Annotated in this window: 23 protein-coding genes and 2 pseudogenes; 12 read left to right on the plus strand and 13 right to left on the minus strand. The window is 76.0% G+C overall.

All coding sequences use genetic code 11. The annotated features are described in order from the left end of the window. Nucleotides 1–346: 346 nt before the first annotated feature. A complete protein-coding gene (locus ACFY07_RS27225) occupies nt 347–952 on the minus strand; it encodes a hypothetical protein (protein ID WP_390872200.1) in 606 nt (201 codons plus the stop codon). Nucleotides 953–1,396: 444 nt separating this feature from the next. After that, nucleotides 1,397–3,706, minus strand: coding sequence for an ATP-binding protein (locus tag ACFY07_RS27230; protein WP_390872201.1), 2,310 nt, complete (start codon nt 3,704–3,706; stop codon nt 1,397–1,399). Nucleotides 3,707–4,003: 297 nt separating this feature from the next. Here ACFY07_RS27230 and ACFY07_RS27235 point away from each other — a divergent pair, with 297 nt between their 5' ends. Both ACFY07_RS27235 and ACFY07_RS27240 read left to right on the plus strand, forming a co-directional pair. Further along, nucleotides 4,004–4,708 (plus strand): DUF4232 domain-containing protein, encoded by a 705-nt coding sequence (locus tag ACFY07_RS27235; RefSeq protein ID WP_390872202.1) that lies wholly within the window; start codon nt 4,004–4,006, stop codon nt 4,706–4,708. A gap of 845 nt (nt 4,709–5,553) precedes the next feature. Next, on the plus strand, nt 5,554–6,714 hold the full coding sequence (locus ACFY07_RS27240) for a helix-turn-helix domain-containing protein (protein WP_390872226.1): 1,161 nt from the start codon (nt 5,554–5,556) through the stop codon (nt 6,712–6,714). Between the two features lie 122 nt (nt 6,715–6,836). On the opposite strand, the gene ACFY07_RS27245 is transcribed toward ACFY07_RS27240, so the two are convergent. Then, the gene (locus tag ACFY07_RS27245) at nt 6,837–7,631 is read right to left on the minus strand and encodes an SDR family NAD(P)-dependent oxidoreductase (protein WP_390872203.1); all 795 of its coding nucleotides are present in this window, start codon (nt 7,629–7,631) and stop codon (nt 6,837–6,839) included. A gap of 178 nt (nt 7,632–7,809) precedes the next feature. Here ACFY07_RS27245 and ACFY07_RS27250 point away from each other — a divergent pair, with 178 nt between their 5' ends. After that, nucleotides 7,810–8,394, plus strand: a complete 585-nt coding sequence (locus ACFY07_RS27250) for a TetR/AcrR family transcriptional regulator (RefSeq protein ID WP_390872204.1) — start codon at nt 7,810–7,812, stop codon at nt 8,392–8,394. 1,172 nt (nt 8,395–9,566) lie between these two features. Here ACFY07_RS27250 and ACFY07_RS27255 read toward each other — a convergent pair. From ACFY07_RS27255 to ACFY07_RS27265, 3 genes and pseudogenes are all read right to left on the minus strand, one after another. Then, nucleotides 9,567–9,743: pseudogene (locus tag ACFY07_RS27255) on the minus strand (MarR family transcriptional regulator); the annotation flags it as partial. 460 nt (nt 9,744–10,203) lie between these two features. Further along, entirely contained in the window at nt 10,204–11,283 is a 1,080-nt protein-coding gene (locus ACFY07_RS27260; RefSeq protein WP_390872205.1) for an NAD-dependent epimerase/dehydratase family protein, read from the minus strand. A 13-nt stretch (nt 11,284–11,296) separates the two neighbouring features. Then, nucleotides 11,297–11,752 carry a MerR family transcriptional regulator gene (locus tag ACFY07_RS27265; RefSeq protein WP_390872206.1) on the minus strand — a complete coding sequence of 152 codons (456 nt, stop codon included), beginning with the start codon at nt 11,750–11,752 and terminating at the stop codon, nt 11,297–11,299. 464 nt (nt 11,753–12,216) lie between these two features. Between ACFY07_RS27265 and ACFY07_RS27270 the strand changes: the two genes are divergently transcribed. Further along, nucleotides 12,217–12,465 carry a DUF6881 domain-containing protein gene (locus ACFY07_RS27270; RefSeq protein ID WP_390872207.1) on the plus strand — a complete coding sequence of 83 codons (249 nt, stop codon included), beginning with the start codon at nt 12,217–12,219 and terminating at the stop codon, nt 12,463–12,465. A gap of 506 nt (nt 12,466–12,971) precedes the next feature. Here ACFY07_RS27270 and ACFY07_RS27275 read toward each other — a convergent pair. Next, complete coding sequence (locus ACFY07_RS27275) at nt 12,972–14,015, minus strand: DUF5937 family protein (RefSeq protein ID WP_390872208.1); 1,044 nt, start codon at nt 14,013–14,015, stop codon at nt 12,972–12,974. Nucleotides 14,016–14,074: 59 nt separating this feature from the next. Here ACFY07_RS27275 and ACFY07_RS27280 point away from each other — a divergent pair, with 59 nt between their 5' ends. Continuing rightward, entirely contained in the window at nt 14,075–15,004 is a 930-nt protein-coding gene (locus ACFY07_RS27280; RefSeq protein WP_390872209.1) for an MFS transporter, read from the plus strand. Here ACFY07_RS27280 and ACFY07_RS27285 read toward each other — a convergent pair. The 3 genes from ACFY07_RS27285 to ACFY07_RS27295 all read right to left on the minus strand — a co-directional run bounded on the left by ACFY07_RS27285 (nt 14,892) and on the right by ACFY07_RS27295 (nt 16,815). Beyond that, nucleotides 14,892–15,395 carry a hypothetical protein gene (locus ACFY07_RS27285; RefSeq protein WP_390872210.1) on the minus strand — a complete coding sequence of 168 codons (504 nt, stop codon included), beginning with the start codon at nt 15,393–15,395 and terminating at the stop codon, nt 14,892–14,894. The genes ACFY07_RS27280 and ACFY07_RS27285 overlap by 113 nt on opposite strands. 157 nt (nt 15,396–15,552) lie before the next feature. Next, on the minus strand, nt 15,553–15,798 hold the full coding sequence (locus ACFY07_RS27290; protein ID WP_390872211.1) for a type II toxin-antitoxin system RelE/ParE family toxin: 246 nt from the start codon (nt 15,796–15,798) through the stop codon (nt 15,553–15,555). Nucleotides 15,799–16,206: 408 nt separating this feature from the next. Then, the gene (locus ACFY07_RS27295) at nt 16,207–16,815 is read right to left on the minus strand and encodes a TetR/AcrR family transcriptional regulator (RefSeq protein WP_390872212.1); all 609 of its coding nucleotides are present in this window, start codon (nt 16,813–16,815) and stop codon (nt 16,207–16,209) included. 41 nt (nt 16,816–16,856) lie between these two features. Here ACFY07_RS27295 and ACFY07_RS27300 point away from each other — a divergent pair, with 41 nt between their 5' ends. From ACFY07_RS27300 to ACFY07_RS27320, 5 genes are all read left to right on the plus strand, one after another. Continuing rightward, nucleotides 16,857–17,933 carry an alcohol dehydrogenase catalytic domain-containing protein gene (locus ACFY07_RS27300; RefSeq protein WP_390872213.1) on the plus strand — a complete coding sequence of 359 codons (1,077 nt, stop codon included), beginning with the start codon at nt 16,857–16,859 and terminating at the stop codon, nt 17,931–17,933. A gap of 20 nt (nt 17,934–17,953) precedes the next feature. Next, a complete protein-coding gene (locus ACFY07_RS27305; RefSeq protein WP_390872214.1) occupies nt 17,954–18,556 on the plus strand; it encodes an NADPH-dependent F420 reductase in 603 nt (200 codons plus the stop codon). Between the two features lie 62 nt (nt 18,557–18,618). Then, nucleotides 18,619–19,707: an alkene reductase gene (locus ACFY07_RS27310; protein ID WP_390872215.1), complete on the plus strand. Its 1,089-nt coding sequence runs from the start codon at nt 18,619–18,621 to the stop codon at nt 19,705–19,707. A gap of 251 nt (nt 19,708–19,958) precedes the next feature. Beyond that, the gene (locus tag ACFY07_RS27315; protein ID WP_390872216.1) at nt 19,959–20,303 is read left to right on the plus strand and encodes a hypothetical protein; all 345 of its coding nucleotides are present in this window, start codon (nt 19,959–19,961) and stop codon (nt 20,301–20,303) included. Beyond that, nucleotides 20,300–20,596, plus strand: coding sequence for a hypothetical protein (locus tag ACFY07_RS27320; protein ID WP_390872217.1), 297 nt, complete (start codon nt 20,300–20,302; stop codon nt 20,594–20,596). The genes ACFY07_RS27315 and ACFY07_RS27320 overlap by 4 nt, the downstream gene beginning before the upstream one ends. Nucleotides 20,597–21,088: 492 nt before the next feature. Here ACFY07_RS27320 and ACFY07_RS27325 read toward each other — a convergent pair whose 3' ends face one another. Together ACFY07_RS27325 and ACFY07_RS27330 are read right to left on the minus strand one after the other, a co-directional pair. Then, nucleotides 21,089–21,442, minus strand: coding sequence for a VOC family protein (locus ACFY07_RS27325; RefSeq protein ID WP_390872218.1), 354 nt, complete (start codon nt 21,440–21,442; stop codon nt 21,089–21,091). Between the two features lie 665 nt (nt 21,443–22,107). After that, the gene (locus ACFY07_RS27330) at nt 22,108–22,422 is read right to left on the minus strand and encodes a hypothetical protein (RefSeq protein ID WP_390872220.1); all 315 of its coding nucleotides are present in this window, start codon (nt 22,420–22,422) and stop codon (nt 22,108–22,110) included. Between ACFY07_RS27330 and ACFY07_RS27335 the strand changes: the two are divergent. Together ACFY07_RS27335 and ACFY07_RS27340 are read left to right on the plus strand one after the other, a co-directional pair. Continuing rightward, nucleotides 22,387–22,722: pseudogene (locus ACFY07_RS27335) on the plus strand (IS3 family transposase); the annotation flags it as partial. The gene ACFY07_RS27330 and the pseudogene ACFY07_RS27335 overlap by 36 nt on opposite strands. 172 nt (nt 22,723–22,894) lie before the next feature. Continuing rightward, the gene (locus ACFY07_RS27340) at nt 22,895–23,464 is read left to right on the plus strand and encodes an HAD-IA family hydrolase (protein WP_390872221.1); all 570 of its coding nucleotides are present in this window, start codon (nt 22,895–22,897) and stop codon (nt 23,462–23,464) included. On the opposite strand, the gene ACFY07_RS27345 is transcribed toward ACFY07_RS27340, so the two are convergent. Then, on the minus strand, nt 23,381–23,869 hold the full coding sequence (locus ACFY07_RS27345) for a TetR/AcrR family transcriptional regulator (protein ID WP_390872227.1): 489 nt from the start codon (nt 23,867–23,869) through the stop codon (nt 23,381–23,383). The genes ACFY07_RS27340 and ACFY07_RS27345 overlap by 84 nt on opposite strands. Nucleotides 23,870–24,073: the final 204 nt, after the last annotated feature.

The raw sequence follows: 24,073 nt of genomic DNA on the forward strand, positions 1-24,073 counted from the left end.
CCGAGGCGGTGGCGGTGGCGACGAGGAGGCGGTAGACGCTCTCCTCGATCGCCGTCAGGCCTACCGCCTGGAGCATCCCCGGGACTCCTCTCGCCATCGTCCGGTCCGCGACGTGCGGACCAGGTCGTTGACGTTTGCCTCAGGGGTTGGCCGGCGCACGAGCGCCGGCGGGCGCCGGGACTTCCTTGCCCCGGCGCCCGCCGGTCTCAGCCGTGCCCACCGCCCGCCGGTCTCAGCCGTGCCCACCGCCCGCCGGTCTCAGCCGTGCGCACCGCCCGCCGGTCTCTGCCGTGCGCTCCGCTCGCCGTCACCGCTCGCCGTCACCGCTCGCCGTCACCGCTCGCCGTCACCGCCCGGTGGGGGTGCCGGGGTGCAGGTAGGCGCGGTCGACCGTCTGCCGCACGCCGTCCCCGGCCGCGTCGTCGGCCTGCGCCCGCAAGGTCACCCGGGCATCGCCGCGCACGCGGGAGGGCCGCTCCACGGTGGCGGTGAAGTGCCCGCCGCTGCCCTGCCCGGCGGTGGCGGCCGTCCTCCAGGTCCGCCCGTCGTCGTAGGAGGCCTCGAGGGCGGGCCTCACCCCGCGCGGGGCGGGCAGGCCGTCGGGCAGCCGGACGTCGAGCCCGAGGGTGTGCGCCCGCTGCGGGCCGACCGCGTTGTTCGCGTCCACCGGCGCGCGGGCGTCGACCGGCGCGCGGTGGTCGACCGGCGCGCGGTGGTCGACCGGCGCGCGGTGGTCGACGGCGAGCGGCGGCAGCAGCGCCACGGTGGCCGCGGTGTTTGACCGGAACGTCCAGGACGTCCGCGTTCCGGTGGAGGAGCGCCAGTTCTCCGAGGTGCGCGCGGTCTGCCGGTCCAGCCGGTAGCCGGCCGGGCCCGCCGGCACCTCGAAGTCGCCCCGCGCGCCGGCGGTGGACCGCGCCACCCGCGCGTCGTCGCGGTGGAGCTCGGCCACGGCCGTGTCACCCGCCTGCGGCGCCTCCGGGCCGATGCCGCCGAAGCCGCTGCTCTCGGCGAACGACCGGTGGCCGGCGCCGTCGGTGAAGTCCGGGCCGTGGAAGGAGGGGGTCTCGCCGCGGCGCGCCGAGGACGGCCGGCCACGCCGTGCGGGAGGGCGGGGCGCACCGCGGCCGTGAACCGCCGCTCGGCGGCCCGCTGTCCGGGCCGGTAGGTGTGCGCGGCGTCCCGCGTGCCGGGCCGGCGGCCGCCCCGCGGACAGCAGGCCGCACCGGCACCCCGGGCCGGCTCGCCGGGCCCGGGCCCGGCGGCCGCCGGCCGCCCGTCCCGCGCCGGCGGCCGCCCGTCCCGGGCCGCCCGCGGCCGCCGGCCGCCCGTCCCGCGCCGCCCGCGCCGCCGGCCGCCCGTCCCGGGCCGGCCGCGCCGCCGGCCGTGCGGTCCCTCAGGTGGTGGCCAGGCCGGCGTCGTCGAGGGCGGCGAGCGCTTCGGCGGCCTCGGCGTGGAGCGGGCTGCGCAGTGCGGCGAGCGCGTCGCGGGCGCTGCGCAGGGTCGCGCGGGCCTCGGGGTGCCCCAGGGCGGCGAGGGTCTGGCCCAGGTGCAGGCGGGTCCGTTCGGCCCACGACGACACCTGGGCGGCCTCCAGGGCGCTGAGGGCCTGCCGCAGCGTCACCTCGGCCTCGTGCCAGCGTTCCAGGGCCGCGAGGTCGTTGCCGATGTGCAGCCGGGTGACGGCGAGGTACAGCCCGATCACGCCGTCCGTCCGGCCGGGGACGCCCGCACGGCAGAGGCGTTCGCTGCGCTGGTGCAGGTCCAGTGCCTCGGCCGCCCGGCCGGTCTCGCGCAGCAGGGTGCCCAGGGTGTTGAGGAGCGTCAGCTCCGCCAGCCGGCCTTGCGGCGAGTCCTCGGCGGACAGGCGGCGTGCCCCCTCGCGCAGCCGCTCCTCGGCCTCCTGCATGCGGCCCTGCCGCTGGAGCGCGCCCGCGCCGTACCCCAGTGCCCAGCCCTCCTGGAGCCCGTCGCGGCACGCGCGAGCCGCCGCGAGGGCGGCGTCGGCGCTCCCCAGGGCGGCCCGTGCGTCGTGCGTGCAGCAGTTGTGGGCCCAGGAGAGATAGTTGAGGTGGACCGCCTCTTCCCGCCTGCTGCCCAGCAGGCGGGCGGAGGCGGCCGAGAGCCGGAACACCTCCACCCACTGCTCCCAGTGCTGGTTGAGATCGGAGAACCAGTGCATCGCCTCCGCCGCGTCCACGACCTGCCGGTGACGGCCGGTGCCGTGGGCCCGGCGCAGCGCGGCGAGCCACTGGGCCCGCTCGGCCTCGAGCCAGGCCCGCGCCTCGTCCCGGCCGGCGGGCGCCGTGTCCGGATCCGGGTCGCCCTGCGGCACGGCCCGTTGGTGGTCGGCGTCGAAGTGCAGCGCGGCTGTGGTGGCGCGGCGCAGCATCCAGGAGGCGGCCCGGTCGAGCGCGGCGTCGCGGACCTCGGGACCGTCCTCGGTGTCCACCTGCTCGGCCGCGTAGAGCCTGAGCAGGTCGTGGAAGCGGTACCGCTCGGCGGCCGCGTCGCTGTGCAGCAACCCGGCATCGGTCAGCTCCTCGGCGCAGGCGGCGGCGTCGTCGTAGGACAGGCCGGCCAGGACCGCGGCGGTCTCGGGGCTGAAGTCCGCTCCGGCCGACAGCGCCGCGCGCCGCAGCACCGTCCGGCAGTGCGGCGGCAGGTGCCGGTAGGAGAGCGCGAAGGCGGCCCGCACCCGTAGGCCTCCGGCCTGCAGTCCGTCCAGCCGCCGGCCCTCGGCAGCGAGGCGGGCGGCGAGCTTGCCGAGGCGTTCGTGCGGCCGGCTCATCAGGCGCTGGCCGGCGATCCGGACGGCCAGCGGCAGGTACCCGCACAGGTCGGCGAGATCGCGTGCGGCCTGCGCCTCCGCCGCCACCCGTTCCGGGCCGATGATGCGGGCCAGCAGTTCAACCGCCTCCTCGCGCCGCAGCAGCGCCAGGTCGACACGGTCCACGCACTCCAGACCCGCCAGGGCGTGGCGGCTGGTCACCAGCGTCACGGACGGGCCCGACCCGGGCAGCAGGGGGGCGACCTGGGACTCGGCGGCGGCGTTGTCGAGGAGCAGCAGCAGGCGCCGCTCACCGGCCAGGGACCGCCACAGCCCGGCACGGTCCTCGGTGCCGGCCGGGATGGCCGCATCCGCGACCCCCAGCGCACCGAGCAGCCGGGCCAGCGAGTCCCGGGGGGTCGTCGGCTCGGCATCCATGCCGTGCAGGTCCAGGGCGAACTGCCCATCGGGGAAGTACGGCGCGAGGCGGTGCGCGGCGTGCACCGCGAACGCGGTCTTGCCGAGCCCCGGCTGCCCGCTGACCACGGCGACCACCGGCCGCCCCCCGCCGGCCGCCTGCGCCAGCTCCAGCAGCCGGGCGAGCGCCGGGCCGCGGGCGGTGAAGTCCAGGACGTCGCGCGGCAGCGCCAAGGGGCCGGAGCCGGCCGGCCCGGGGGCCGTGCGGGGGCGCGGGCGGCCCCCGGCGGCGGACTTCTCCAGGCCCGCCGCCTCGTCACCGGCCAGTCCCAGAGCCCCGGCCAGCGCCTGCACCGTACGGCGCTGCGGCCCGCGGGTGCGTCCGCGCTCCATGTCGGCCAGCGCCCTGACGCTCACTCCGGACGCCTGCGACAGCGCCTCCCGGCTCAGCCCGGAACCAGCCCGCAGCTGCCGCAACCGCTGTCCGAAGTCCCCCGTGAAAGGCGTGCCGTCCCGCACCGTCGATGCCCCCGATCCGTCCGGCTCCTCCGGTCCAGAGCCCCCGGCAGAAGTATCGCCGACGGTACTTCTGCCGGGAGAACCGCCTGGGCGGCGCGGACCGGACATGGTCGACTGACGTCAGACACCGGACGCACCCGCCGGCACCGCCGCAGGGTGCGCATGCCGCGTGAGGTCGCGCACGCCCTGCCGTCCGGCCACCGGAACGGCAGCATCGACCGACCACCTCGCCCCGCACACGCACACACCGGCCGACGGCACCGCGCCGCGGCCCGCACCACTCACCGGGAAGCCTCCATGAACACTGCGCGTCACCGCTCCACGCTGCTCGCCGCCGCGGGCACGGCCCTCGCCCTGGCGCTCACCGCCTGCCAGAGCGGCGGGGACGGCACGACGTCGTCCGCGCCGGCCGCCCCGGCCCCGGCGGCACCGTCCCCGGCGGCCGCCGCGCCGACGGCCGGCGGGAGCACCGGGACACCCGACGCGGCAGCCCCGGCCGGTCCGGCGCAGTCGACGGGCTCCGGCCCCAGCGGCGCCCCCGCGGGCTCGGCCGGGACGACCGGCGAGCAGGCGAGCGCCTCCACTGCGGCCTGCACCGCGCAGGACCTGCGGGTCACCGCCGCCAGGCAGGACGGCCCGCCCTACACCCACATCGTCCTCACGGCGAGGAACACCACCGGGCACTCCTGCCGGCTGACGGGCTTCCCGCACATCCAGTTCCTGGAGAGCCACAAGCAGGACGTCCCGGCCGTCGCCAAGAGCAGGCCCGCCACGCCGGTCGTCCTCACCGCGGGCGCCCCGGCCTACGCCCTGGTGAAGCTGTCGGACGGCGGGGTCGACGAGGACAACGAACCCGTGTCGGCGTTCTCCGTCATGCTGGACGGCGACTCCACGGTCATCGCCGTCACCGCGCCCGGCAGCGACGGCATCGCCGTCGACCCGGCGAAGGCCCTCACCGGCTACTGGACGCCCGAACTCCGCAACGGCGCGGACGACTTCTGAGACCGGCCGAAGGGGGACGGCGTCCTCGGACGGCGGGGGGACACGGCCGCACCGGCGCCGCATCCTGGAGCGGTCAGACGGCCGCAGATCGCCGCCCGGCCGGCTGACCGCCCAGACCGCCGCCGGCGCCGCCGCCCGCCGCGGCGCGTCCGCCACCGCGGACGGGCGGCGGACCGGGCACGGCCCGCGCCGCGGCTTCGCCACCGCCGCCCGCCGCGCCACCGCCGCCCGCCGCGCCGGGGCCGGACCGGAGCGCATCGGCCGCCCCGGCGGCTCCCGCGCCCTGCCCGGCCCTCTCGAGGAGGGCGACCGGTGGCGGCGCGGCCCAGGGGCCGGGCCCTGAGCGGGCAGCACGGCCAGGAGCAGCAGCACCGAGGGCCGGCCCTCCGCCCACCCCGAGGTCGCGCGGCCCTGCGCCGGCCGCCGGCGCACGGCGGGGCGGCGGGCTCCGGGCGCGACGCTGCGGTGGGCCCGCGTGCCCTCGTCCGGGGCACCGCGGGTCCTCCTGCCGCGCCCGTCCCGCACGCGGCCGGAGGACTCTCCCGGCGCGGCGATCCGCCGCGGATCCGGCCCGCCTTGCGGCGGTCGGGTCGGTCCCGGCCGCAGTCCGCCGGGGTGCACGGCGGGGAGGAGGCGATGGCCGAGGAGGGGGTGGCCGCGGTCGGGACGAGACGCGGGACCGGCGTGGCGATCGCGGGGGTCGCGCTCATCGTGCTCGTCCTGCGGATGCCGCTCGCCCGGGCCGTCACGCGCGACGCCGAAGCGGCGCAGCTGCAGGCCGGGCCGGACGAGGTGATCCGGTGCCGATCGTCGTCGACATCGACATCGACATCGACATCGACGTCGTGCCGGCCGGGCGCAAGATGTCCGTGGGCGACCTCGCCGACCGGGTGGGGATCGCCCCCGCCGCCCTGGCGGTCCTCGAGAGCGGCCGCGCCAGGGCGGTGCGCTTCACCGCGCTCGCCGCGCTCTGCGAGGTGCTCGACTGCCCGCCGGGAGACCTGTTTGCGACGGGAGGCCGAAGACACCGCAGACCGGTGAACCATGCCCGCAGACGCAGGCGGACGCTCCTGGGGGGACCGCAGCCGGCATCAGGCCGTACAACTCGCAGGAGCCGCCCCCCGGCCCATCGGCCCGGGCGCACCGCCCGGGAACCGCGATGGCCACCCAGGCCTTCGAACAGGGACGTGCGCGGTGCTCGGGGACCTGGCCGGCCGCGTGCCGACGATGCGGGCGGTCGCAGCCCCCTGGGGCCGTGCGGCCCCCCGACCACGGCCGTGAGGGACGTGAGGGCCGTACAGGCCTCACCCGTGCCCTGCAGCCGCACCACCGGCCACACCGGCCACGACCTGCACCCCCGCGAGTGGGGCACCCCCGCCGGCCACCGGACAGCCGCCCGGCCCTCCCCGCGACACCGCCACCGCCGCCCCCGCCCGCCCCGCCGGGGCATCGCGTTGCGCTCTCACCGGCCGCGAGGCCGACCGGGACGGACGGCCTGCGCCTTGCAGACGGGGTCGGGCGGCACGGCGAGCGCCCGCACGGCCAGGCCGGCCAGGCCGGCGGGCACCTCACCGCCTTCGCTCGACGCGGTGGCGTGGGCGCAGGCCTCGACGGGGGAGAGGGCCGGCAGGGTCCCGCACGGCCGCCGGCCGCCCACCGGGCACGCGCCCGGCCGTGCCGCCTGTCGGCCGCGGTGCGTGCCTGCCCGCCGCGGGTGCGCGCCCGGTGGCCGGCCTCCCGCGCCCCGCTCCTCGCGCAGAGCGCCCCGATCCTGTGCAGGCCTGCGCCGAGCCGGTCGACCGGGTACGGGCCGCTGCCCGCCGGCCCGCGCCCCGGGTCCCCGCCGCAAGCGAACCCCGTCGGCCTCGCCCGGCCCCGCGCCCACCACGGGCTGCGCAGTGCCCGCCGCCCGCGCACGCCGGCCTCGTGCCCGCCGCCCGCGCCGTCCCGCAGCTGGCCCCGGCGCCGTGCGGACCCCGGTGCCCCGGCTCCGTTCCAGGTCCTGAGGGTCATCTGGCTGCCGGGCACGGCGAAGCGGGAGACGCAGGGGGGGCGGCGCGGCGGCGGGGGCGGCGGTCGGGTGGGGCCGTGTCCGTGACGGGCGGCGGGCGGCCGGGGGCGGCGGGTGTCAGGGCAGCAGGGAGGTGAGGGTGCCGCCTTCGGCCTTCAGGGCGGCGCCGGTGGTGGCGGAGGCGAGGTCGGAGCTGGTGTAGAGGATGAGGTTGGCGACCTCCGCGGGCTCGATGAGGCGCCGGAGGAGCGAGGTGGGCCGCGCGCGGGCCATGAACCGGCGCTGGGCGGCGTCGAACGACTCGGCGTCGGGGAACATGGCGGTGATGTACTCCTCGATCCCCTCGGTGCGGGTGGGGCCGGGCAGGACGGAGTTGACGGTGACGCCGGTGCCGGCGGCGGCGGTGGCCAGGCCCTTGGCGACGGCGAGCAGCGCGGTCTTGGTCGTGCCGTAGTGGACCATGTCCAGCGGGGTGTCCACCGCGGTCTCGCTGGAGACGAAGACGACGCGGCCGTGCCCGCGGGCCATCATGCCGGGCATGTACTGGCGGGCGAGCCGGACCCCGCTGAGCACGTTGACCTCGAAGAAGCGGCGCCACTCGTCGTCCTGGATCTCCAGCACGGGGGTGGAGGCGAAGACGCCGGTGTTGTTGACCAGGACGTCGACCTCCGGGACCGCCGCGAGCAGCTTCTCGGCGCCCTCGGCGGTGGCCACGTCGGCGGCGACCGCTGTCACCGCGGCGCCGGGGGCTGCGGCGCGGATCCTCTCGGCGGCGTCCTGGAGCCGGTTCTCGTCGCGGCCGTTGATGACGGTGCGGGCGCCGGCGCGGGCGAACGCCTCGGCGGTCGCCAGGCCGATCCCCAGGGTGGAGCCGGTGACCAGGACGGTGCGGCCGGTGAAGTCGATCTGCACGGGTGGTTCCTTCGATCCGGTGGGAGCGGGGGCCTGCTGCAGCCCCGACTCGTTCAAGAGAGAACGTTCTCTCCGAGAATGAGACGGATCGTTCTCTCTGTCAAATTTGATGGCGAGAACGATCCGTCTCATACTGGGGGGGAAACGTCGGGGCGGGAGCGGACCGGAGGAGGAAGCCGTGGGGCGGCGCCCATCACTGGAAACCAGGCAGCACATCCTGACGGCGGCCGGGGACCTGTTCTACACGCGCGGAGTCCGCGCCGTCGGCATGGACCTCGTGATCGGCACCGCCAAGGTCGCCAACGCCACGCTCTACCGCCACTTCGCCACCAAGGACGACCTGGTCACCGCCTACCTCGTCGACCGCAACGAACACTGGTGGAAGCGCCTGCAGGAGGCCGCCGCCCAGGCGCCCGACGCCCCCGGCCGGATCCGGGCGCTGTTCGACCTCACCGCCCGGGAGATGGCCGCCCCCGGCTACCGGGGCTGCGCGACCTTGAACATCACCAGCGAGTTCCCCGACGCGGACCACCCCGCCCACCGCGCCGCGGTCGCCCACAAGGCCCACGTCCGCGCATGGATGCGCGACCAGCTGCGGGAGGCGGGAGCCGCACAGCCGGACGACACCGCCGGCAAGCTCATGATCATCCTCGACGGCGCCCAGGTCCTGGCCGCCGCCCTGGGATCCACCGAGCCCGCACAGCAGATGACCCAGCTCGCCGACCAGCTCCTGACCGCGGCACTGCCCCGACCCGCCCGCTGACACGCGGGACCGGGCCGGCCGGACCGGGCCCACGCGGCCTTCGGCCCGCACCCGGCCCCGGTGGCGCCGGCGCGCCCCGCTGCGCCCCGCCGCCGAAGAGCGTCCGCGGCATCGGGCCCGCCCGAGGCCCCGAGGCCCCGAGGCCCCGAGGCCCCGAGGACCCGAGGACCCGGGGGCCCCCGGGGGCCCCCGGGGGCCGCGCCGCCGCCCTGCAGCACCTGGACCAAGCCGGCAGGCGGCCTCCACGCCCGGGTGTCCGCGCAGCCGCCTTGCGGGGGCGTCCGTGCCGCGGCCGGGGAGCGCATCGACCGGCGTCGGCCAGGACGGCGGCGTGCCCCGGCCGCGGCGCCCGGGTGCGAAGTCGTCAACGCCCGGGACCCGCGGCGCGCGGAGCGCGGCCACCGCCATCCGCCGGCCGTCCACCGGCACGCCCGCCGCCCTGCGGCCGCAAAAGCCGTGCACCCGCCCGACAGGTATCCCGCGCACCGGACACGGAACAGCACCGCCCCGAGTCCAGGCGGCCATCCGGACCCGGTCGCCCTCATCCGCCGCATCCTCGGCGACCAGCGCGGACAGCCCCGGGCGAAACGCCCCGCCGGGCTGCGCCGCGATCGCAGCCCGAACCGCGACCGCGGCCGGGTCCTCCTCCGCGCCCGGGCCCGTCTGCGGGTCCCGCTGCTCCTCCTGCCGCCCCGGTCGCCCTCATCCGCCGCTCGCGGGTCCGGCGCCGCGGCGGCCCGTCGCCGAAGGCGGGTCCGCGGCAGGCGGGCCTCGCCGGCGGCGGCTGCCGGCGCGGCCCGCCGCCGTGCCGGCGGGTCCGCCGCGGGGGCCGGGCCGCCCGCACGGGGCCTCTCGCCGGGCGGACGGCACCGGGGGCGGGGTGCGGGTCCGGGGCCGGGCGCACCTCCCGGGTGTGCACCGGTCAGGGGCGTGCCCCTCCGGGGGGGTGTCTGGCCGCGGGCGTTCGCGGCGGCCTTCAGCAGCAGGGCGGCCAGGGTGCTCCGGCCGTCGCGGTCCAGGCCGGCCAGGAGGCGGCCGTCGAGGGCGGCGGCGTGCCGGCGGGCGGCCGCCAGGGCGCTGCGGCCGGCGTCGGTGGCCTCCGGGCGGGCGGTGCGGCCCCGCCCGGGAGGGGTGACGCGGTGCACCAGCCCGGCCTCCTCCAGGCGCCGGACGGTGGCGAGCATGCTGGGCGCGCTGACGTCGGCGCGGCGGGCCAGCTCGGTCAGGGACAGCCCCGGACGGGCCGCCAGGTGGCCGAGGGCGCCGATGCGGCGCAGGGACAGGCCGTCTCGGGCCGGCGCCCCGTCCAGGGCGGAGCGTGCCAGCCGCCCCGGGCCGACCAGCAGCATCGCGACCGGCGCGGACGCCGGGTCGGGCGTGCGGCCGTCGCGGGCGCGCCCGGCGCCGGGGGCCGCGCCCTGCCTCCCTCCCCGCGGCGCCCCGCCGCGCCCTGCGGCCGCCTGCGGTGGGCCGACCCGCCCGCCCCGCTGCGCGACCGGATCCACCGCGCGGCCGGCTCGCCGGGCGCCGGTGCCGTCACCGCGCCGGGCGGGTTCGGCCACCAGCTCGCCGCCACCCTCACCCTCGCCGACGGCCGCCGCCTGTTCGCCAAAGCCGCCCTCGCCATCGACGGGGCACCCACCGCCGGCTGCTGAGCTGTCCGCCCGACCCCGGCCAGCTGGAATGCCGAGGCCCCGGCGGCGACCGGCGAGGGCCTCTCGGCGCGGGCGGAACGGCCTCGTTCCACCGGGCCATGGGGCCGATCAGCGGCACGCCCTCCTCACACCGCTTCAGGCTGCCCGTCTGCGGTCATCGCGCGGGGCTGCCGCTCCCGGGCAGGGACAGGCCCAGTCGGATCTGGCTGTCCGCGGTGGCCACGATCGTTTCGCTGACGCCCCTGGGGTTCCAGCCCAGCACGGAACGGGCCTTGTCATTGCTGATGACGGGAATCCGGCCTTCCAGGATCGCGGCCTCCCGAAGGGCCGGTTCGGTCTTCGCGGCCTCGCGCACCTGCTCGACGGTCAGTTCGGCGGAGGGCAGCAGGGCGGCCGCGGCGGGGAAGTGCCCACGCAGGATCCGGGCCATGTCGAAGAAGCTGATCGACGGTCCGCCGACCGCTATGAAGCGTTCACCCGCCGCCCTCGGGTGGAGCATGGCGCGCAGGTGCAGGTCCACCACGTCGCGCACGTCGACGACACCGAAGTACATGACCGGCACGACCGGCATCTGCCCGGTCAGCATGAGCTTGACCAGACCGACCGAACCGGACGGCCGGTCGGTCAGCTGCGGACCGAAGATGCCGGTGGGATTGACGACCGACAGCTCCACGCCCCCGTGCGTGCGGACGTGGTCCCAGGCCGCACGCTCCGCGAGGACCTTCGACCTGTGGTAGGCGGGCAGGCCCACGGTGTCCGGGTCGGTCCAGTCCGCTTCCGAGTACCGGTCGTCCGGCTTCACCGTGTATCCGACCGCCGCGTAGGACGAGGTCATCACGACGCGGGGGACACCGGTCCTGCGGGCCGCGGAGATGACCCGCAGCGCACCGTCACGGGCGGGGAGGATGAGTTCGTCCTCGGTCTCGGGCGGGGTGAACGGGAAGGGTGACGCGTGGTGCAGCACGTGGTCGACACCGTCCATGGCCTCGGCCCAGCCGCGGTCGGCCTCGAGGTCGGCGACGGCGAACTCCAGCCGGTCCGCCGGATCGACCCCGGCCTGACGGAGCGCCGCCAGGACCTCGGCCTGCTGCCCGGAGCCCCGGACCGTGACACGGGTCCGGTACCCCTCGCGTATCAGCCGGGCGACGGAGTGGCTGCCGACGAAGCCGGTACCGCCCGTGACGAGTACCGTCCCGGGCTCCGTGGAGGGGACGGCGAATTCTTCTGTGGTCATCGTGTCGGGTCCTTCATTGGGTGAATTGGTTCATCAGGCGGGTGACGTCCTCGGCGGCGCGTTCCTCGGCGGCCGTGTCACCTCGAAGAACGGCGTCCCACAGGTCCGCCTTGCGACGCAGGTAGGTCAGGCGCAGCTGGAGCCGCTCGATGTCGGCGGCCAGCTCCTCCGCCTGTGAGGCGAACAGATCCCGCTGTTCGGCGGCCGCGGAGTCGCCCTGGGCGAGCAGCTCCAGATAGCGGCGCATCCCGCTGACCGTCATCCCCGCGGAGCGCAGGCAGGACAGCGCCACGACGCGCTCCGCGGTCGCGTGCCCGTACCGGCGGTGGCCGCTGGACTCGTCGCGGGCGACCCTGCCCAGCAGGCCGATCTTCTCGTAGTAGCGGAGGGTGGGCTCGGTGAAGCCCGACCGGCGGGACATCTCCTGGATGGTCAGCCCCACCGCTGGTTCCGTCGTCGCTGCTGCCATACCGGAAGCTTCCGGCACCTCAAGCGCTTGAAGTCAATTCCGCGTTCCGCGACGTGACGAGTGTCTCTCGAACGGCGCAAGGGCAGTGGCCGGCCCTGAAGGCACCGAACGCCGAACGCCTCCGGGGCCCCGCCGCCGCGGAGGGGGCCGGCCGGTCGTGCGGCGGTGCCGGAAGCGAGGCCCTGCCTGGTGCGCGACCGTGCCGCGGCGGACAGGCGCTGAGGGACGCGCATGCCGGAGCAACTCACCGGGCGGCCGGGCCACGCGGGCCGCTGCGCCTGAGGCCGGCGCGGTCCCGTCCACAGCGCCCTGCTCTCCACGTTCCTTGCGCGAGGAGGTCCGGCCGTACTCTGCTGCAGCGGGCCGCCGACGCCCTGCACCGCCTGCTGCCCACCGTGCTGCGCCGCGACGGCCGACCCGCACGTCCCCGCGAGCAGGCCCGGCCGGCGCAGGAGGAGCGTGCCGTGCGGCACGTGAGGGTCACCTGGACCCACGACTTCGCGGACGAGCCGGTGGAGATCCTCAGCGAACTCGACGAGGAGGACCGGGAGGGGCGCAAGGTGGAGGTCTTCCATGGCGGCCGCCGGGCGCGGGCCGACGCCTCCCACGAGACCGCCGCCACCGGCCTGGGCGAGGTGCCCTTCCCACCACCGCTTCCAGCGCGGCGACCTGCCCGCCGGCGAGCCTGTCGCGCCGGGCGCGGACGTTGTTGACCCACAACGTTGTTGACCCGCACCCCGAGCGAGACCGCGGTCTCGGTACCGTCCGGGCCCGTGACGGTCTCCTGGTGCGGGCGCGGGGGAGCGGCGCAGCCGGTGCGCGCCGCGTACTGCGCCAGTGCCTGCAGGCCCTGCTCGAATAGCTGCGCCCGCGAGCCCCGCGCCGCCGCCGAGGCCTCTGCTGCGGCCCGCGCAGCCACCGCGGCCCGGTCCTGCTCGACGCCCTGCGCGGGAAGCAGCCCGCGCTGCTCCCCCTCCGACCCCGCCCACCCGGCCCACTGCTCGGCGACCCACCGCCCCAGCGGCTCCCCGCCGAACACGGCGTCCACGCCCAGCCGCGCCCACTCGACGCGGCCGCCGCAGCCGGCCCCACCAGACGCGGACTGCAGTGCAGGAGCGCTGCCACCGCACCGGCCGGCGCGGGCACCGCCACGGATCGACGGCCCTCAGCGCGAGCCGGCCTCCATGCCTGCCGGGGTGCCGGCCCGGCCTACAGGCCGTCAGGTGTCCGTCTCGGGCGGCCCGGCGGGCCGCCCGGCGGTGGTCAGCCCTCGGCCAGGGCTGCGCCCAGGAGTGTGTGGGCGTAGTGGACGGACCGGCCGGTGCGGGTGCGGGTGACCGGGCCGGCGTCGCGCAGGACCGCCAGGTGGCTGCCGACGGTGCCCAGGCTCAGGCCGAGGCGGGCGGCCGGCTGCGTCGTCGTCGCGGGCACGTCCAGCGCCCGCAGCACCTGCGCGCGGCGCGGGCCGACCAGCCGGCCCAGGGCCTCGCCGCCCGGTGTGCGCGCCGCCGGGGCCGAGCAGGTCGGCGACGCCCCGGGCGGGATAGACCAGGGCGTAGCGCCAGGGCGGCTCGACGTAGCTGATCAGCGTGCCGAACACCGTCGGCATCAGCAGCAGGCCCTCGCCGTCCGGCCGGCGCCGGTCCCACGCGGCGCGCGGGCCGGTGCGGACCTCGATCGTCCCGGACCGCCCCTCGGCGCGCCAGTGCACCCGCGGGTCGAGGTCGCCCAGCGCCGCCGCCCAGCCGCCTGCCGCCAGGTGCCCGGCGCGTCGGACCAGGTCGCGCTCCAGCACCGCCCGCAGCCGCGGCCAGTGCGGCTCGACCAGCGCCTGCCAGCTCGCCTCGAGCGCGTCGGCGAGCCGGGCGACCACGTCCGGCGCGCCCAGGATCCGCTGCACCTGGCGGGGCGGCGTGGGCAGCCCCGCCGGGTTGCGGGCCAGTTCCAGGCGCGCACGGTGCAGGGGGGGTGCGCGCACGGCGGCCAGCTCGGCGGCGAAGCCGCCGGAGCCCGACGGCGGCGGCGGATGGATGAAGTCCGCGTTGTAGGCGCCGCGGCGGAACAGCGCCGTCAGCGCCCCGACCGCGGGCACCTGCTCGCGCAGCCGCTCATACCGGGGTGCGATGCGCTCGGCCCACGGCCGCAGCGGCCCGCCCACCTGCACCCCGGCTGCGACGCGCAGCGCCTGCACGGCCTCGCCCAGCGGCGGGACCGCAAAGCGGGTCCGCGCCACGTCGACGGGCCCCACCTCGATGGCCAGCACCTTTCGCCTCCCTGCGAAAGCACAGTCACCGCAGCGGGCCCGCCGTGATGCTCTCGGCCATGACCACCACCCCCGCCGCGGCGCGCCCGGCCACCGGGCGCGAGGTGTTCGCCGTGGGCCAGTTCCGCGGGCTGTTCGCCGGCTGCACGCTCTTCCTGACCGGCGAGACGGTGCGGATGCTCGCCCTGTCCGTGACCGTCTACGCGGCGACCGGCTCGCCGCTGGTCGCGGCGCTGGCGTACGCGGCGGGCTTCCTGCCCCACGCCCTGGGCGGCACGCTGCTGCTCTCCTTCGCCGACCGCCGGCCCCCCCGGACCGTCCTGGTCGGCCACGAGGCGCTGCGCGCCGCGGTCGGCGCCGTGCTCGCCGCCGGCCTGCTGCCGGCGCCGGCCATGCTCGCGCCGGTGTTCGCCGCCGGCCTGCCCGGCGCCGTCGCCTCCGCCGCGCGCACCGCCCTGCTGCCCGACCTGCCGGACGGCGACCGCCACGTCCTCGGCCGCGCCGCCTTCTCCATGGCCGCCGGCGCCACCCAGGTCCTCGGCTTCGCCACCGGCGGCATGCTGATCACCGCCCTCGGCGCGCCGGGCGCGCTCTGGACCACCACCGCGACCTGCCTGGCCTGCGCGGCCCTGCTGCACCTGCGCCTGGCCCACCGCCGCCGCCGCGCCGACGGCCCGGCCGGCATCGGCGAGACCTGGCGGGTCAACCGGGCCCTGCTGCGCCGGCCCGCCCTCCGGGCGCTGCTGCTGGCGCAGTGGCTGCCACCGGCGCTGGCGGTCGGCGCCGAGGGCGTGCTCGTCCCCTACGCCACCCAGGCCGGCGCGCCCGACGCGATCATCACCCGGCCGCGACCACGCGATCGCCCGGCCCGGTGGCCTACTGCCACAGGTCCGCGCCGTCGCGCCCGCTCGGATCCATCGTCAGCACGTCCTCGTGGAGGCCCGCAAGGGGCCGACCGGTGGGCGTCCCGTCCTCCCCGGACTCCATGACCACCCAGCCGACCTCCACACCGGGCACGTTCACGTCCGCGCCGTGATCCAGCTGATCAACCACGGCGAAGACGGCTTCATGGGCAACGGCCCGGGCCAGCAGCGCAAGGTCGTTCCTGTCCGCTCCCGCGTCCAGCAACCGTCTGGCCGCTGCCACCTGCTCCAACGCTCCCGGGACGGCCCAGCCGTCGATGGCATCGCGCCACAGCGAACGGAGCAGTACGAAGCGTGCCAGGTGCGGCTGGTCCTCCTCGATCTGCGACCTCGCCCAGTCGGAAGCGTCCGCCGCACCGAGCGCCTCGAACTGCGTCCGAAGCGCCTGCGCCGCAGTCCGCTTCGATGGAGCGAGCCCAGACAGCCACGACTTCCACGCCGTCTCAGCATCATCCATCGCATCAGGATGCCCCACCGACCGCTTTGCATCAGCAAGATCAATCGTTCACGGAACTGCGGCCAGAGCCCATGTCACCCATCCTCATCAGGTCGGCGAGGCCAATGGCCTGCGGCGCCCGGCCCCCTTCATGCGCGCGGGCCGCCCGGGGGTGCGGTCAGCGCACGCGGCCGGGGTGGAGCGCGCTGATACGGGCCTGCCGGTCGCCGACCTCGTACGGCACGCGGTGGACGCCCCCGTGGATCCGCGGCACCTGCGCGCTGCCGGACGCGCCCTCGGGCCGCGGGGCGCCGGCGAGGCGGTCCACCGCGGTGACCACCCGGCCCACCCCGCCGGCCTCGTCCTCGGCGAACCGCTCCGCCCGCGCCAGGGCCTGCGGCTCCCCGGCGGCCCCGCACCCCACGCCCCGGGCCCGCCGGACACCCGGCGCCGGGCCTCCTCGTGCGGGACGCCGGCGTCCCCACCCCGGGCCCGGCGCGCCCGGTAGGCGGCCAGCGCCCGCATCAGCCCGATCGTCTGGGTGCTCGCCTGGCGCAGGGTGTCGTTGCGTCTGCCGGCCGTGCGCTGCAGGTGTGCCTCGGCGTCGCGCTCGGCGGTGTCCAGGTCCTCCGGGCGGCTGTCGCTGCTGCCGGCCGCGGGCAGGAGCCTGCCCGGGGCCGTCCCGTGCTCCGCCGCGGAGCCGAGGTCGTACTTCGCCGGCAGGTCCGTGGTCCTCTCCGGCGGGGGAGCGTGTCCATTCCTGCGCCTGCCGGGGCCGGGCCGTCTGTCGCGAAGGCCTCGGCTCCACGTCCCGCAGCGACCCTGAGCCGCATCAGTCCAGGGCGTGGCTGCGGCCGGTCTGCAGGATCTCGTCGGAGAGCCCGGGCGCGACGTGGCGTACGGCGCGGGCGAGCATCAGCGCGCCGACCATTTCGCTGAGCAGGCGGATGGCCCTGTGGCGGGCCTCGGCCGGGTCGAGCTCGTGGCCCTCCTCCCCGGCTTCGCGCAGGAACTCGGCGGCGAAGCCGGTGAGGTAACCCTCGACGCCTTCGGCGTACGCGCTCTGCACGGCTTCGCTGTGCCGTCCGGCGTCGGTGGCCAGGGAGGCGGAGGGACAGCCGCCGTCCGGGTCGTCACGGTGCGCGGTGGACAGGTACTCGGCCACGACCCGCTCCAGCGGAGAGCCGTCCTGGCCCGGACCGTCCTCGATCGTCCGGGCCATGCCCCCGAGCGAGGCGGCGTAGGAGGCGCTGCACACCTCCACGGCCAGGTCGTTCTTGGAGGCGAAGTGGTTGTAGAAGCCGCCGTGGGTGAGTCCGGCTTCCTTCATCAACTCGGCGATGCCGACCGCGTCGATGCCCTGCGAGCGGAACATGCGACTCGCCGCTTCGAGGATGTTCTGCCGGTTGCGGGCCTTGTCCTCCTTGGTGATCCGCGGCATGGCCGTCCTCTCGCGTCGCTCTCCGCTTGACCTTTTTAAGGATGTGTCTCATCATAGCAGAAGTTACGATGATGAACATCATTAATAATTCGTGGAAGGGGAGCGTCATGCGCGCCATCGCCTACGACCAGCACGGAGAGGCCGGGCAGGTGCTGCGCCTGAGCGAGCAGCCGGCCCCCGCTGCGCCCGCGGCCGGGCAGGTGCAGGTGCGGGTGCTGTCCCGGCCGATCCACCCCGGCGACCTGGCGGGAGTGGAGGGCCTGCCGGGTGGGCCGCGGCAGCGGTTCGCCACGCCACGGATTCCCGGCGTGGAGGGAACGGGCGTCATCGAGACCGTCGGCCAGGGTGTGCAGGACCTGAGGCCCGGTCAGCGGGTCGCGTTCTTCCCGGTGCCGGGCGCGTGGAGCGAACTCGTCACGGCGCCGACCGATCTTGTGGTGCCGGTGCCCGAGGACCTCAGCGACGAGACCGCGGCTTTGATGCTGGTCAACCCGCTGACCCTGCTCTCCCTGCTGCGGGCGGTCGAGGACGCCCGGCACGGCCGGCCCGGCCCGGTGGTCCAGACGGCCGCCGGTTCGTCGGTGGGAAAGCTGGTCAGCTCCGCAGCACTCAAGCACGGCATCCCGCTGGTCAACCTGGTACGCAGCGCCACGGGGGCGCAGACCTTGCGGCAGCGCTTCCCCGGACTGCCGACCATCTCGACGGCCGACGCCGACTGGCGCACTCAGGTCCAGGACGCGACCGGCGGCCGCGGCGCCCAGGTCGTACTGGACGCGGTGGGCGGATCCCTGACCGGTGAACTGGCCGGGCTGCTCGCCGACGGCGGCACGCTGATCACCTACGGACAGCTCGGTTCCGGCAGCACGCCACTGGAGTCGCTCGCGCTGACCCCGCGGGCCCTGACCGTGCGGGGCACTTCCATCCTCCAGTGGACGGCCGCCCGCACACCCGAGGAACGGGCCGAGGACGTCGCCTTCGCCGCCCGCCTGGCCGCGACCGCCCCGGAACTCTTCGAGGTCGCCGCCGGCTACGACCTCGCCGACTTCGCGAAGGCCATCGACCACGTCCGCCGCCCCGGCAAGAGCGGAACCGTCCTGCTCACCAGCCCCGCACCCTGAACCCCACGAAGGGCACCGCCATGAAGATCGGAACCCTCGGCGCCGGAACCGTCGCCCAGGCCATCGCCCGCCACGCCGTGGCCCACGGCCACCAGGTCGTACTGAGCAACAGCCGCGGCCCCGCCTCCCTGGCCGGCCTCGCCGGCGAACTCGGACCGCTCGCCCAGGCCGGCACCCCGGAGGAGGCCGCCGCGGCGGAACTCGTCGTGCTCGCAGTCGGCTGGCCCCAGCTCCCGGACGCGGTAGCCGGCCTGCCACCCCTCGACGGGCGCATCGTCATCGACGCCACCAACCAGTTCCTCTCCCCACCCCCGCCCGTGAAGATCGCCGACCTGGGTGAGCTGACCGGCAGCGAACACGTTGCCTCACTGCTGCCCGGAGCCCGCGTCGTCAAGGCGTTCAACACCCTCTACGGCCGGTACATCGCCGCCGACCCGCGCCACCAGGCCGGACGCCAGGTGCTGTTCCTCGCCGGTGACGACCCCGACGCCAAGACCACCGTCAAGGACCTCACCGCCGCCTTCGGCTTCGCCCCCGTCGACCTCGGCTCCTTGCGCGAGGGCGGACGCCTCATGCAGCTCGGCGGCCCACTCTCCGGCCTCCACGCCCTCAAGCAGGACTGAGCCGGGCCCTCGCCCATTCCCCGCTCTCCTCCTCCACCCCCCTCAGCACAAGGAAGTCGCTCATGACCACCACCCAGCCCCTGCTGCAGCCCGTCCGCCTCGGCGCGCTGGAGCTCCCCAACAGCGTCGTCATGGCCCCCATGACCCGCGCCCGCGCCCAGAACGCCGAACTGGCCCCCACCGACCTGCACGCGACCTACTACGCGCAGCGTGCCGGCGCCGGCCTGATCGTCACCGAGGGAACCTGGGTCAGCGCCGACGCGATCGGCTTCATCCACGCGCCCGGCATCTACACCGACGCGCAGACCGCCGGCTGGGCGAAGGTCACCGAAGCCGTCCACGAGGCCGGCGGGCTGATCGTCTCCCAGCTCGGCCACCTCGGCGCGGCCTCCCACCCCGACCACCTCGGCGGCCGCCTGCCCGCCGGGCCCTCGGCCATCAACCCCGGCGAGAAGTCCTTCACCCCCTCCGGCCCGAAGGACACCGTCACCCCGCGCGCCTACACCGCCGCCGAGATCGCCGCCACCATCGCCGACTACCGCCATGCGGCCGAGAACGCCCGCCGCGCCGGCTTCGACGGCGTGGAGATCCACGCCCAGCAGTCCCACTTGATCCCGCAGTTCCTCAACCCGCGCCTCAACCAGCGCACCGACGCCTACGGAGGCAGCAGCGAGAAGCGGGCCCAGTTCCTCCTCGACATCCTCGACGCCGTCAGTGACGTGTGGGGCAGCGACCGCGTCAGCGTGAAGATGTCCCCGGGCTGGGACAACGGAACCACGTTCACCGCGGACGAGGAGACACTCGCCGACTACGACCAGCTGTTCAAGAAGCTCAACGACAGCAACCTGGCCTACCTGCACCTCCTGGGCGCTCCCGGCGCCATCGAGGAGCGCATCGCCCTCTTCTCCCGCTACCGCGCCCACTACCAGGGCGACATCGTCGCCAACCTCGCCTTCACCCAGGCCCTCGGCAACGAGATCCTCGACCACGGGATCGTCGACGCGGTCTCCTTCGCCGAGCCCTTCATCGCCAACCCCGACCTGGTCGAGCGCTTCGCGCAGGGCCACCCGCTGGCCGTCGGCGACCGGAACACCTACTACGCCGGTCACGCCGCGGGCTACACCGACTACCCCGCCTTCACCGCCAACTGAGCAAGGAAGACGTCGACGCAGCGTTGGCGTGCGGGGCAGCAGGAAACCTCCTGCCGCCCCGCACCCAACGCAGCGCCGGCCGGCTCCCCGAACGCCACCGACCGCGAACCACGGCAGAAGGGGCAAAAGAGCAGGCCGGGTACCTGCAGCAGCGAGCCCAGTCCCGAGCCGCGGAACCGGGCCCGTTCGCATGGGGCGGATCCACCCCTTCCCGGCACTTTCGCCCCGCGGCACCCGGGGCAATGGCCCGTATGAGCCCCGCCAGCCCGGAGCCCGCCGCCAGGCGCGTCACCATGCGCCCCGACCAGCAGAACGGGCACGACCACGCGGTACGGCACCCGCACCACCCGGACACCTGCGGGCTGCACGTCGCGGCGTGCGGGACGGGCAGAACCCTGGTCGGTATCCGGCTCCCGGGCACCCCTCGATCGACACTGACCCTGGTGGCGGCGCCGACACTGGACCTGACCGCGCAGACCGCGCCGGCCTGGCGCACGGGCGGCCGCACCGAGCACGACGCCGCCGGGCGGCAGGGATCCGCCCACCGGCCCAACCCACCGGCGCTGCCGGTCGCGGATCGCCGCCCGGCCGGATGACCGCCCACGCCCCCGCCGACGTCGCCACACCTCTCGCCGCCGCCCACCTGGAGGGGCGGTGGACCGGGCACTCCCTGCGCCGCGGCTTGGCCACCGCCGCCCGCCGCGCCGGGCACGACCTGGAGCGCATCGGCCGCCACGGCGGCCGGGCCGACGGCTCCCGCGCCCTGCCGGGCCACCTCGAGGACGGCGACCGGTGGGAGCGCAACCCGGTCGCCGGCCTCCGACCGGCCACCGCGACCAGGAGCAACGACGCGGACGGCCGGACCGCCCCCCTGCGGCACCCCTCATGAGGGCGCTGAGCGGGAAGACCGGCCGGGTGCGCCGTTCCGGCGGTGGGAGGTGTGCGGTGGCGTCCGTCGACCTGACCGCTGCAGGTCAGCGTTGATCCGCCTCGGACGGCCCGGCAACGGCCCGAGCCCGTCGACGGCGGCGGGTGACCTGACGGCAGATCCCACGGACCGCAGGCAGGACGAGAACCCCTCCGGCCGGCGGCCGGCCACGCGATGACCCGTTGCGGTGGTCCGACATGCCGTTCCCCAGGAGGAGGACCGAGACAGCAAGGCTTCCGAACGACAGCCCCCCGTCCGACGGCCCATCGCCCCTGAACGGGTCCTGCACCGACCGCCCCCTCCCGGTCGGGACCGCACCGCACCGCGCGGGCGGCAGGGGAGCACGGTCAAGCAGGCCGGGACCCATCGCCCGACAGACCGGCCCCTTCCTCGCCCCGGAGCCGCGCGCCGCCGGCAAGCCCTGCCGGGCCGCACCTCCGCCAGTGCTTCCGCTCAGCTCCTCCGCTCACCCAGGACGCAGAACTCGTTGCCCTCCGGGTCGAGGAGGGTCACCCAGTGCTGCTCGTCCTGCACGGTGCCGGCGCGCCGGGCGCCGAGGGCGAGCAGCCGGGCGACCTCGGCCTCCTGGTCGTCGGGGCGGAAGTCGGGGTGGAGCCGGTTCTTCGACGCCTTGCCCTCGGGGACAGGCACGAAGAGCAGCCCCGGCATCCGGTCCGGCTCGGGCCGGATCTCGATGATCTCCTCGGATTCGTCGACCACCACCCAGCCGAGGGCCTCGGCCCACCAGCGCCCGAGAGCGACGGGGTCGGCGGAGTCGACGATGATCTGCTCCCATTCCAGTGCCACGGGCCTGAGCATAGACAGGACCCGCGGCCCACCCGTCCCCCCGGTCAAGGAACGGCCCGCCCCGGCGGCCCTGACTCATCACCTCCCGGCAGTGACGGCCCCGGAGCCCTCACGCAGACACCAGCCGCAAAGGAGCGGGTCCCGTCCGGCAGGCTGCAGGCCAGGGTGCCTGCCTGGACCATGCCGTGCCGGTCTGCCCCAAAGCAGCAGCAGGCGACCGGCACGGCCGCCCCCGCCGGCCGGACGACCCCAGACGCCGCCCGCCGCGCCGGGCCGGTGGCGGGGGAACACCGGCGCCCCAACGGGCGGCACGCCCTCCCGGGCCGGCTGCCCCGTTCCCCTTGGATCCCCGACCCCGGCCGGCCGCCCCGCGAGCCGCCACCGGCCCCGGCCAACGGCTCGTTGAACCGCCCCGGTTGGAATGGAGACTCGATTCCTTGAGAGGATCGAGTCGTGGCACGTCCCTCCCCTTACCCCGCTGAGCTGCGGCGTCGTGCGGTGCGCATGGTCGGCGAGGTCCGTCCGGACGACGAGACCGGGTGGGCGGCGATGAAGGCCGTCGCGTCCAAGCCCGGCGTCGGATCGGCCGAGACCGTGCGGCAGCGGGTCCGGCGGGAGCAGGTCGACTCCGGGCAGCGCCCGGGGACGACCACGGAGGAGTCCGCTCAGGTCAAGGCGCTGAAGAAGGAGGTCGCCGAGCTGAAGCGGGCGAACGAGATCCTCAAGGCCGCGGCGGGTTTCTTCGCGGCCGGGCTCGACCGGCCGCATCTGCGCTCGTGGCGTTCATCGACGAGCACCGGGACCGCTTCGGCGGCGTCGAGCCGATCTGCCGCGTGCCGGCCCAGCACGACTGCGGCATCGCCCCCTCCACCTGCGACGCCCACAAACAGCGGCAGGCGTCCCCGTCGGCCCGGCAGATCCGCGACGCGGAGCTGAAGGAACTGATCACCGAGGTCCACGAGGCCAACCACCGTGTCCACGGGGCCCGGAAGGTCTGGCGTGAGCTGAACCGGCAGGGCCGTGCGGTGGCCCGCTGCACCGTGGAGCGGCTGATGCGCGAGCTGGGCATCACCGGCGCGGTGCTGGGCCGCAGGGTCGTCACCACCGTGACGGACCCCGGCGCCGCGCGAGCGCCCGACCTGGTCGGGCGCGACTTCGTGGCCCCCGCTCCCCACCGGACCTGGGTCGCCGACTTCACCCACGTCGCGGCCCGGGCCGGCACCGTCTACGTCGCGTTCACGGTGGACACCTTCTCCCGCCGCATCGTCGGCTGGTCCGCGGCCACCACCAAGCACACCGACCTGGTCCTGGCCGCGCTGCAGACGGCACTGTGGCGGCTACCTCGATGCCGAGGCCATCCGGCTCACCGAGGAGCTCGAGCGTGGCACGCTCACCCAGACCCAGTGGAACGAGGCGGCCGCCGCGCGGCTCGGCGTCCCGCCGGACAATCTGATGGGCCGCACCTTCGCCGATCTGCGCCCCCAGCCCTCGATGATCGCCGCTGCCGCTGCCGCTGCCGCTGCCGCACGCCGGGCCGGCGTCAAGATCGGCATCCTCTCCAACTCCGTCGGCCCGGCCCCCTGGAACCTCTACGAGGGCTACGAACTGGAGGAGCGCTTCGACGCCCTGGTGCTGTCGGAGGAGCACGGTACGCGCAAGCCCGAACCGGAGATCTTCCAGATCGTGCTGGACGGTCTCGGCCTGCGGGCCGAGGAGTGCGTGTTCGTGGACGACACCGAGCAGTACCTGCTGTCCGCGGCGGAACTGGGATTCGCCACCGTCCATGCCAAGGAGCCGGCCCGGACGGTGGCGGTGCTGGAGGACCTGCTCGGCATTCCGCTGACGGACGGCGACCCGTACGGGGTCACTTCTCAAGGTGACACCCTGACGCCCTGGTGCCCGGGACCACCTGGACAGGTGGTCCCGGGCACCAGGGCGTCAGGGCGTCCCCAGGCCGTGCAGGAGAGTGTCGACGACGACGTCCGCTGCCTGCCCGGGGCTCAGCTCGGGCTGCTGCCGTGAGATGAGGTGCATCACCTGGGGAAGCAGCGCGCTCGCCCAGCCTTCGGGGAGGCCGGCACGCAGCAGGCCCTCGTCGGTGGCCCGGGCCAGGAACGCGTCGACCTCGCGGACGGCGGCGTCACGGCGGACGCGGACGCTGTCGTCGGCGAGCATGTCGGCGAGGTCGACGGGCCAGGTGCGGTTCAGGGCGATGACGTTCTCGACGTAGCGGTGCAGAGCCACTGCGACGGGTGCCTCGCGCAGCCGGGCGTCCTCGATGGCGTCCTCGATGGCGGTGAGGCGGGCTTCGTGGATGGCGGCGAGGAGGTCCTCGCGGGAGTCGAAGCGTCGGTAGACCGTGCGCCGGTCCACTCCCGCTTCCGCCGCGATGCTCGCGATGCTCGCGCCGGGGTCGGCGGCGAGCATGCGCGCTCCGGTGGTCAGGACGGCTTCGAGGTTGCGTGCTGCGTCGGCTCTCACGACGCCGAGTCTAGTGGGCGACTGTGCACCCTGACACAACTATTGCCCCCACTGTGTGTAGGTTGCGAACTTAAGTGCTACATTAAAGTGTCATTTAAAGGTTGCTCTCCGAAAGGCGCGTTGCGATGTCGAAGGCACACGAGTCGGCAG

It is taken from the genome of Streptomyces sp. NPDC001380, assembly GCF_042895785.1.
Lineage (GTDB): Bacteria > Actinomycetota > Actinomycetes > Streptomycetales > Streptomycetaceae > Peterkaempfera.

Coding starts and splice junctions, on each gene's coding strand:
- ACFY07_RS27345 (WP_390872227.1), bottom strand. CDS start 23,869: ATGCTCGCCGCCGACCCCGGCGCGAGCATCGCGAGCATCGCGGCGGAA.
- ACFY07_RS27300 (WP_390872213.1), top strand. CDS start 16,857: ATGTGTCTCATCATAGCAGAAGTTACGATGATGAACATCATTAATAAT.
- ACFY07_RS27260 (WP_390872205.1), bottom strand. CDS start 11,283: ATGACCACAGAAGAATTCGCCGTCCCCTCCACGGAGCCCGGGACGGTA.
- ACFY07_RS27340 (WP_390872221.1), top strand. CDS start 22,895: ATGGGCCGCACCTTCGCCGATCTGCGCCCCCAGCCCTCGATGATCGCC.
- ACFY07_RS27280 (WP_390872209.1), top strand. CDS start 14,075: ATGACCACCACCCCCGCCGCGGCGCGCCCGGCCACCGGGCGCGAGGTG.
- ACFY07_RS27315 (WP_390872216.1), top strand. CDS start 19,959: ATGAGCCCCGCCAGCCCGGAGCCCGCCGCCAGGCGCGTCACCATGCGC.
- ACFY07_RS27310 (WP_390872215.1), top strand. CDS start 18,619: ATGACCACCACCCAGCCCCTGCTGCAGCCCGTCCGCCTCGGCGCGCTG.
- ACFY07_RS27235 (WP_390872202.1), top strand. CDS start 4,004: ATGAACACTGCGCGTCACCGCTCCACGCTGCTCGCCGCCGCGGGCACG.
- ACFY07_RS27320 (WP_390872217.1), top strand. CDS start 20,300: ATGACCGCCCACGCCCCCGCCGACGTCGCCACACCTCTCGCCGCCGCC.
- ACFY07_RS27265 (WP_390872206.1), bottom strand. CDS start 11,752: ATGGCAGCAGCGACGACGGAACCAGCGGTGGGGCTGACCATCCAGGAG.
- ACFY07_RS27295 (WP_390872212.1), bottom strand. CDS start 16,815: ATGCCGCGGATCACCAAGGAGGACAAGGCCCGCAACCGGCAGAACATC.
- ACFY07_RS27285 (WP_390872210.1), bottom strand. CDS start 15,395: ATGGATGATGCTGAGACGGCGTGGAAGTCGTGGCTGTCTGGGCTCGCT.
- ACFY07_RS27305 (WP_390872214.1), top strand. CDS start 17,954: ATGAAGATCGGAACCCTCGGCGCCGGAACCGTCGCCCAGGCCATCGCC.